This window comes from Rhizobacter sp. P3_B12 (assembly GCF_056402895.1).
Genome location: NZ_JBFUGN010000262.1, coordinates 1 through 7008, shown reverse-complemented (window position 1 = coordinate 7008; position 7008 = coordinate 1). Strand labels below are relative to the sequence as shown.

Genomic DNA, 7008 nt, shown 5'->3' with positions numbered 1-7008 from the left:
GTCCTGCGGCCGCGCACCCCGCACCGCGGGAGCGCTGCTGCTGTCGTCGGTGGTGGTCACGCCGGGCAGGGCCATCACGGCCTTCATCGGGTCGCCGCTGCTGCCGGGGATGCGCGCCAGCTCCTCGCGCGTCAGCGTCTGCCTGCCGGCGGCGTTGCGCCCGCGCTGGCCCTGGATCTCGACGGTTTCCAGGTGGATGGGCTCGGCAGGTGCTGCAGCGTCCTGGGCCCACGCGGTGGGGTGGCAAGCCAAGGTGATGGCACTGAGGGCGAGGCGGTGGGGGTGGCGCAGGAGCGGCATGAAGCACAAGGTGCGGTGACGAGGGACACGATGCTCGCCGCAACCACCTTCGTGCTTCCTGAAGACCGGCCTCTCACGATCGGGGGAGGGTGATCGTGAAGCTGCAGCCGTGCCCGCCGGAGCCGGGCTGCAGGTCGACGTCGCCACCCAGCGAGCGCGCGGCCTCGCGCACGATGGCCAGGCCCAGCCCTGCACCGCGTTCGTCCCCGGCCTTGCCGCGCCAGAAGCGCTCGAACACCTGTTCGCGCTGCGCGGCGGGAATGCCCGGGCCGTTGTCGAGCACCCGCAGTTGCCAGCGCGCCGGTTGCACGTCGATGCTCACGTCCACCAGCACGCCGCGCCCGCCGTAGCGCAGCGCGTTGTCCACCAGGTTGCCCAGCATCGAGCGCAGCGCACGCGGGTCGGTGGCCAGCACGGCGTTGTCGGGGCCGCTCAGCGACAGCTCGCTGCCTTGTCCGGTCGCCACCTCGGTCATGCCGGCCAGGGTGTCGCGCGCGAGGTTCATCACGTCCACCAGTTCGCGCGGCGCGAGCGCCGTGGCGTCGGCCTGGGCCAGGCGAAGCAGCTGGTGGGCGAGGTGCGAGGCCCGCTCCACCGCGCCCTGCAGGCGGCGCGCGGCCTCGTGGCGCGCCGGGCCCTCGCTGGTCTGCAGCACATGGGCCTGGGCGCTGATGACGGCCAGCGGCGTGCGCAGCTCGTGTGCGGCGTCGTGCACGAAGGCCTTCTCGCGGGCGAAGGTGGCGGCCATGCGCTCGAACAGCCGGTTCAACGCGGTCTGCAGCGGCAGCAGCTCGCGGTAGCCCTTGGGCAGCACGATGGGGCTCATGTCGGCAGGCGCGCGCACCGCCACCTGCTCCGACAGGCCGCGCAGCGGCGCCAGTGCCGCGCGCAGCGCCAGCCACACCGGCAGCAGGATGAACGGCAGCGTCAGCGCCAGGTAGCCCAGCAGCTCGAGGCCGGCCTCGCGCGCGGCCCAGCGCGTGCTGCGCATGTCGTCGTCGAGCAGTGTCACGGACCAGTGCTGGCCACGGGCGGTGTAGCTGCGCAGCAGGGCGCCTTGATGCAGGGTTTCCGACAGGCCGTCGGGCAGGCGCAGCGGGTCGGCGTCGCCGGGCTGCGCCGCCGGCAGGCGCAGCCCGCCGTCGCGGCGTGACACCAGCAGCAGGGGCCGCGGCTCGCCGTGCGGATCGTTGGCCGCGGCGTCGTCCCGCAGGTTCAGCAGCACGGCGACGCCGGCGCTGACGCTGGCGTCGGCGGGCGTGAGGTCGAGCGCCCGTGCCAGGCTCTGCGCTCGGCGCAGCAGGGCGCGGTCCAGCTCGCCCGAATCGCGCTTGAGCGTCTRCCACAGGATGATGCCGAAGAAGACGAGGAACATCAGCACGATCACGCCCATCATCGCCAGCAGCACGCGCCGTTGCAGCCGCGGCGGGCGCGCCGTGGCTGCGCTCAAGCGCGGTCTCCGGCCAGCAGGTAGCCGATGCCGCGCACGGTCTTCACGCGTTCTGCGCCGACCTTGCGCCGCAGGTTGTGCACGTGGACCTCGATGGCGTTGAAATCGAGCGGCTCGCCCAGCGGCGCCAGGGCCTGCGCCAGGCGGTGCTTGGGCACCACGCTGCCACCGGCGCGCGCCAACGCGGCCAGCACGTCGAACTCGCGCAGCGAGAGGCCGGCCGGCTCGCCGTCCACCGTGCAGACACGCTGGCGCATGTCGATGGCCAGCGTGCCGATGGTCCACACCGAAGCCGCCTGCTGGGCGGCACGCCGCGTCACCGCGTGCACGYGCGCGACGAGCTCGACCACGGCGAAGGGTTTGACGATGAAATCGTCGGCGCCTTCATCCAGGCCGGCCAGGCGATCGCCCAGTGCGTCGCTGGCGGTGATGACGATCAGCGGCACGGCCAGGCCGTCGCGGCGCCAGGTGCGCAACAGGTCGAGCCCGTGGCCGTCGGGCAGGCCCAGGTCGAGCAGGATGCAGTGGTGGCCGCCGGCCACGGCGAAGCGGTGGGCGTCGCAGGCCGTGCGCAGCCATTCGCTGGTGAATCCGGCGCCGCGCAGGGCTTGCTGGAGCGACGCGCCCAGGTCCACATCGTCTTCGATCAGCAGCAGGTGCATCGTGCGCGATGGTAGGGCCCGCCAGCTTGGCCGATGCTTAAGAGGTGCAGCGGCGTCGCATCGGCCCGTCGCATCAACCCGTGGCGCCGGACGACGCAACAGGGCTGCGCTTCATGGCCGAGGCGGCCTCCCGGCAGGTCTCGAAGAAGGCGAGCTTGGTGGCATTGCGGCGGCGGTGCTGGGCGCGGTGCTTGGATGCCACCTCGCAGTCCGACCGGATCCCCAGCGTTCCCGGCAGTTGCCAATGGCGCGGACCGAGCCGGTCCGCGCCGGCCTCGGTCCAGACCCTGTCGTAGTCGAGCTGGATGCGCCGCCGCCGGGCATAGCCAGCCGACACGTGCGATTGCTGGGCGACGGTGATCGGCGCCGGCAGGTCCCAGCCCGCACAGACCCCTTGCAGTGCACAGAGCAGCAGCGACGAAGGCCGCAGGCGGTGCAACTGCATGCCCAGCTCGCGCATCAATGCGTCGGTTCCGCGCACCCCCTGGAAACCGGCGACGAGGACGACGCTGCGTTCCTCACCGGCGATGCCGGCCGCGCCGGTGCCGACGATGCTGAAGTGGGTCGACACCAGGCGCTGGCCCTGGAACATCAGGTCGAAGCTGAGCTCGCCTTCGCGGCTTTGCGACGCCGACTGCCGCAGCACGAGCGAGACGTCGGTGCAGGTCTCGGCTGCCAGCGGAAACAGCAGGCCTTGTCGTTGCCACAACGCCCGGCAGGTTTCCGGCCGGAGCGTTGCGTGCAACCAGCTGAAATGGGACACGACACAGGCTGCCCGGTCGGCCACGCTCAGGCCATCGCAGAGGTACGGCCGCAATGGCCGCAGGCTCACTTCGATCGGGTAGTGCGCACCGTGCTCCTGCTTGAGCCGATGCAAGGAGACCAGGCAGGTCTGGACGCCAGCCCTGCGCAGCGCAAAGCGCCAGAAGAACTTGACGGCCCGCCTGAATGTGGCCCATCTCCCGCCTGCGCCGTCGTCCGTGCTGCGGAACAAGACGTGCCAATCCCCTCGGGCTTGCGCCGCTGTTGCAAACATCCTCTGCTCTCCTCCCGCCCCCGCGAATCGCCATTCGGCGACCGAATTTGTACAAAACTTTACCATCAGGAAATATTGCGGAAGCTTTGTTTTCTTGCGGTTTCCTTGAGTTTTCCTTGGCCTTGCCGTGTCCCCTGCGGCGGTTTTCTCGTGCACTTTCGCGCCAGAGCGCTGCCCGAGGCCCGGCAGCCGCTCAAGCCCTGCCATCGCAGGTCGATACGGTCTTCAAGCCCCAGGATGTCCTCGGGGCGGCCCGCGCCGGGTACGGCTTGCACCGACCGGATCCAGGTTCTATTGCAAAGGTCCGCCCGTGAACTTCCAGAGCATGAAACTCAGCACCAAATTGATCAGCGCCTTCATCGGCGTCTGCCTCGTCGGCGCAGTCGTCAGCGCCATCGGCATCAGCAACATGGGCCGGATCAACGACGCGGGCGACAAGATCTACAAGATGGACATGATCGGCCTGTCGCTGGCCAAGGAGGCGAACATCAACCTGCTGTACGTCGGCCGTTCGCTGCGCAACGCCTTGCTGTCCACGACGCCGGAGCAGCGCACCAGCGCGCTTGCCAAGAGCGAGAAGGAACTGGCGCTGCTGCGCGAGAACCTCGACAAGGCCAAGCCGCTGTTCTGGTCAGAAAAAGGAAAGGCCGCGTTTGCCCAGCTGGAAAGCGGTTGGCAGGAATACACCCAGGGCGTCAGGAAGCTTCAGGCGGACACGGCGTCGGCCAGGCTGGACGACCGCGCCGAGCTCACGAAGTACATGTTCGGAGACTTCGCGCGGATCGTCACCAAGCTCGATGACGACATGACGGCGCTGGCCGACGTCAAGGAGGCCAATGCCAAGCATGCTTCCGAAGCCAATGCGGCGAGTTTCCAGAATGCCCGCAATCTCATGCTGGCCCTGGTCACCGGTGCCCTGCTGTTGGGCATCGGCATCGGCTTCTGGCTGACGCGCGGCCTGGTGCGACAGCTGGGCGCCGAACCGGCCGCGGCGGCCCATCTGGCCCAGAGCGTTGCCGGTGGCGACCTCAGCACGAACATCGACGTGCGCAGCGGCGACACGACCAGCGTCATGGCCGCACTGAAGGCGATGCAGACCAACCTGGCGCAAGTGGTCTCGAACGTGCGCAGCAACTCCGAGAGCGTCGCGACGGCATCGGCCCAGATCGCCCAGGGCAACCTGGACCTGAGCCAGCGCACCGAAGAGCAGGCCTCAGCGCTCGAACAGGCGGCCGCTTCGATGGAAGAGCTCAGCTCCACCGTCAAGCAGAACGCCGACAACGCCAAGCAGGCGAACCAACTCGCGGTCAACGCGAGCACGGTGGCCATCGAAGGCGGCGAAGTCGTGGGCCAGGTGGTGCAAACCATGAAGGCCATCAACGACAGCTCGAAGAAGATCACCGACATCATCAGCGTCATCGACGGCATCGCCTTCCAGACCAACATCCTCGCGTTGAACGCGGCGGTCGAGGCGGCGCGTGCAGGCGAGCAGGGCCGCGGCTTCGCCGTGGTGGCCGCCGAAGTGCGCAGCCTGGCCGGCCGTTCGGCCGAGGCGGCCAAGGAGATCAAGAGCCTGATCAACGCCAGCGTCGAGCGTGTCGAGCAAGGCACGACGCTCGTCGGCCAGGCCGGCGTCACGATGACCGAGGTGGTCAGCTCCATCAAGCGCGTGACCGACATCGTCAGCGAGATCAGCGCTGCCAGCAGCGAGCAGAGCGTGGGCGTTTCGCAGGTCGGCGAGGCGGTCAGCCAGATGGATCAGGTCACGCAGCAGAACGCGGCGCTGGTCGAGGAAAGCGCGGCTGCCTCCGAGAGCCTGAAGGTGCAGGCGCAGCAACTGGTGCAGGCCGTGGCCGTCTTCAAGCTGCCGGCCGACGGCGCGGGACATCAGGCAAGCCCCCGCCCGGCCGACGACACGCGCAACCACGCCGAGCGCCACGAGCCGGAGCATGCGAAGAACGTGGCCCGACCCGACTTCAGCAAGGCGAAGTCGAAGGTGAAGCCGAAGGGTCCCGCGGCGGGACACCTCGCCACGCCGGCCGCCCCGGTGGCGGTGGCACGCACCGGCACCGACGACTGGGCCAGCTTCTGATCGGGGGAGCGGACGGGTTCAGTTGCTGTACAGCAGGCCCCGGCCGGTGCCGCTGACGTAGATCCGGCCATAGACGTTCTGATCGGCAGCCATCGTCCCGATGCCGCCGAACTGGTGCGCGTCATCGTTGAAGCGCGACCAGCTGGCGCCGCCGTCGTCGGAGCGGTAGACGCCCCACACGCCGTTGACCACGCCCACCACATAGACCGCCGCCGAGTACGCGGCACCGGGCTTGGCCTTGCCCAGCGCCACCAGCGTGGCGCCCTGCACGTCGGGCCACTGGTTGCTGCCCTGGATCGACGCAAACTTGCTCAGCTTCGTCCAGGTCGATCCTGAATCCACCGAGTGGTACACGGCGTTGCCGTCGGCCAGCCAGAGGTCACCCTCGGCGTTGGGGTTGACCACCAGCGAGGTGTTCGCGAAGTAGTTGGGGGCCAGCCCCGCGGTCACCGATCCCTGGCTCAGCGTGAACGTGTGGCCGGCATCCGTCGAGACATAGACCTTGCCCGGCGTGCCCCACCAATTGGCGCCTGAATCGTAGGCATAGACCTTGTTCGGGTTCTTGCGATCTGTGGCCAGATGGTAGGCGCGGGGGTAGATGTTGGAGACCGGCGGCAGATTGGTCGGGACCCAGGTCGCGCCGTTGTCCGTGGTGTAGGACGGCACCGAGTAAGCGGGCGCCCAGACCGCCTTGTTGCGCGCGGTGACCGCGATGCTTGCTTCGCCGTTCGTGTTGGCCGCGGCACCGGGAGCGAGGGTGGCGAAAGGCGTCCAGGTCTTGCCGCCGTCGCCGGACCAGACGCCGAAGGCGGTACTGGTGCTGAGGACGACGCCCATGCTGGCGATGTAGAGCGGGTCGGACCACGCCATGTCGGCGGCGAAGCCGTTGCTCCAACTGGTGCCCGGCGTCAGGGTCGGCTTCGTCGCGAGATTCGTGTGCACCCAGGGGCCGACGTCACCCGAACTGTTGATCACGGTGTACGTTGCCTGGGCCGGCGGCGTGGCGAGGCTCAGGACGGCAGTCTCCTCCAGCCCCTCGACGACCTCGTTCCAGCTCGGCGTTGACGAGGAAGCGTTGCGGGTTTCCCAGACGCCGCCGCCATGGACGTGCAGAACGCGGTCGGGGTTGAGCGGATCGATCTCGACGTCGTCGGGCCAGCCCCAGAAGGCGCCGTCGGCCGGCGTACGCGGCATGGTGGCCGCGATCTCGCGCCAGGTCTTGCCGCCGTCGCCTGACCACTGAATGGCCTGCTGGCCGCTGTAGTTGCCCCAGGTGTTGGTCACGCCCAGCGCAATGCGGGTGCTCGCGCCGGTGCCGGAGACGGACACCCCGCCGAGGCCCATGCCGGTCCCTGTCCCGCCGCTGTTGGGGTCCTTCAGCAAGGTCCAGTTGGTGCCGTCGAATTTGTAGAGCTGGGCGGGGCCGGAGGCGCCCGGCCCCGGATCCTTGGTGAACACGACATAGAAC

Annotated in this window: 7 protein-coding genes; 1 reads left to right on the top strand and 6 read right to left on the bottom strand. The window is 69.1% G+C overall.

Annotated features, from left to right (window positions below; all coding sequences use genetic code 11):
- The 5 genes from AC1D01_RS15325 to AC1D01_RS15305 form a co-directional block, all read right to left on the bottom strand.
- On the bottom strand, nucleotides 1–300 hold a 300-nt coding region (locus tag AC1D01_RS15325; protein WP_477867644.1), incomplete at its 3' end, for a hypothetical protein.
- A 73-nt stretch (nucleotides 301–373) separates the two neighbouring features.
- Nucleotides 374–1750: a sensor histidine kinase gene (locus AC1D01_RS15320; RefSeq protein WP_477867642.1), complete on the bottom strand. Its 1377-nt coding sequence runs from the start codon at nucleotides 1748–1750 to the stop codon at nucleotides 374–376.
- Entirely contained in the window at nucleotides 1747–2412 is a 666-nt protein-coding gene (locus AC1D01_RS15315; protein ID WP_477867640.1) for a response regulator, read from the bottom strand. The genes AC1D01_RS15320 and AC1D01_RS15315 overlap by 4 nt, the downstream gene beginning before the upstream one ends.
- Nucleotides 2413–2485: 73 nt before the next feature.
- Nucleotides 2486–3448, bottom strand: coding sequence for a DUF535 family protein (locus AC1D01_RS15310; protein WP_477867638.1), 963 nt, complete (start codon nucleotides 3446–3448; stop codon nucleotides 2486–2488).
- A 65-nt stretch (nucleotides 3449–3513) separates the two neighbouring features.
- The gene (locus tag AC1D01_RS15305) at nucleotides 3514–3723 is read right to left on the bottom strand and encodes a hypothetical protein (protein ID WP_477867636.1); all 210 of its coding nucleotides are present in this window, start codon (nucleotides 3721–3723) and stop codon (nucleotides 3514–3516) included.
- Nucleotides 3724–3773: 50 nt separating this feature from the next.
- On the opposite strand from AC1D01_RS15305, the gene AC1D01_RS15300 reads away from it, so the two are divergent.
- A complete protein-coding gene (locus AC1D01_RS15300) occupies nucleotides 3774–5540 on the top strand; it encodes a methyl-accepting chemotaxis protein (RefSeq protein WP_477867634.1) in 1767 nt (588 codons plus the stop codon).
- Nucleotides 5541–5558: 18 nt separating this feature from the next.
- Here the strand turns inward: AC1D01_RS15300 and AC1D01_RS15295 are convergent.
- A partial coding sequence (locus AC1D01_RS15295; protein WP_477867632.1) for a WD40/YVTN/BNR-like repeat-containing protein occupies nucleotides 5559–7008 on the bottom strand: 1450 nt, incomplete at its 5' end.

Bases quoted from the DNA above. Each gene is read 5' to 3' on its own strand.
- AC1D01_RS15310 (WP_477867638.1), bottom strand. From the start codon at position 3,448: ATGTTTGCAACAGCGGCGCAAGCCCGAGGGGATTGGCACGTCTTGTTC.
- AC1D01_RS15300 (WP_477867634.1), top strand. From the start codon at position 3,774: ATGAAACTCAGCACCAAATTGATCAGCGCCTTCATCGGCGTCTGCCTC.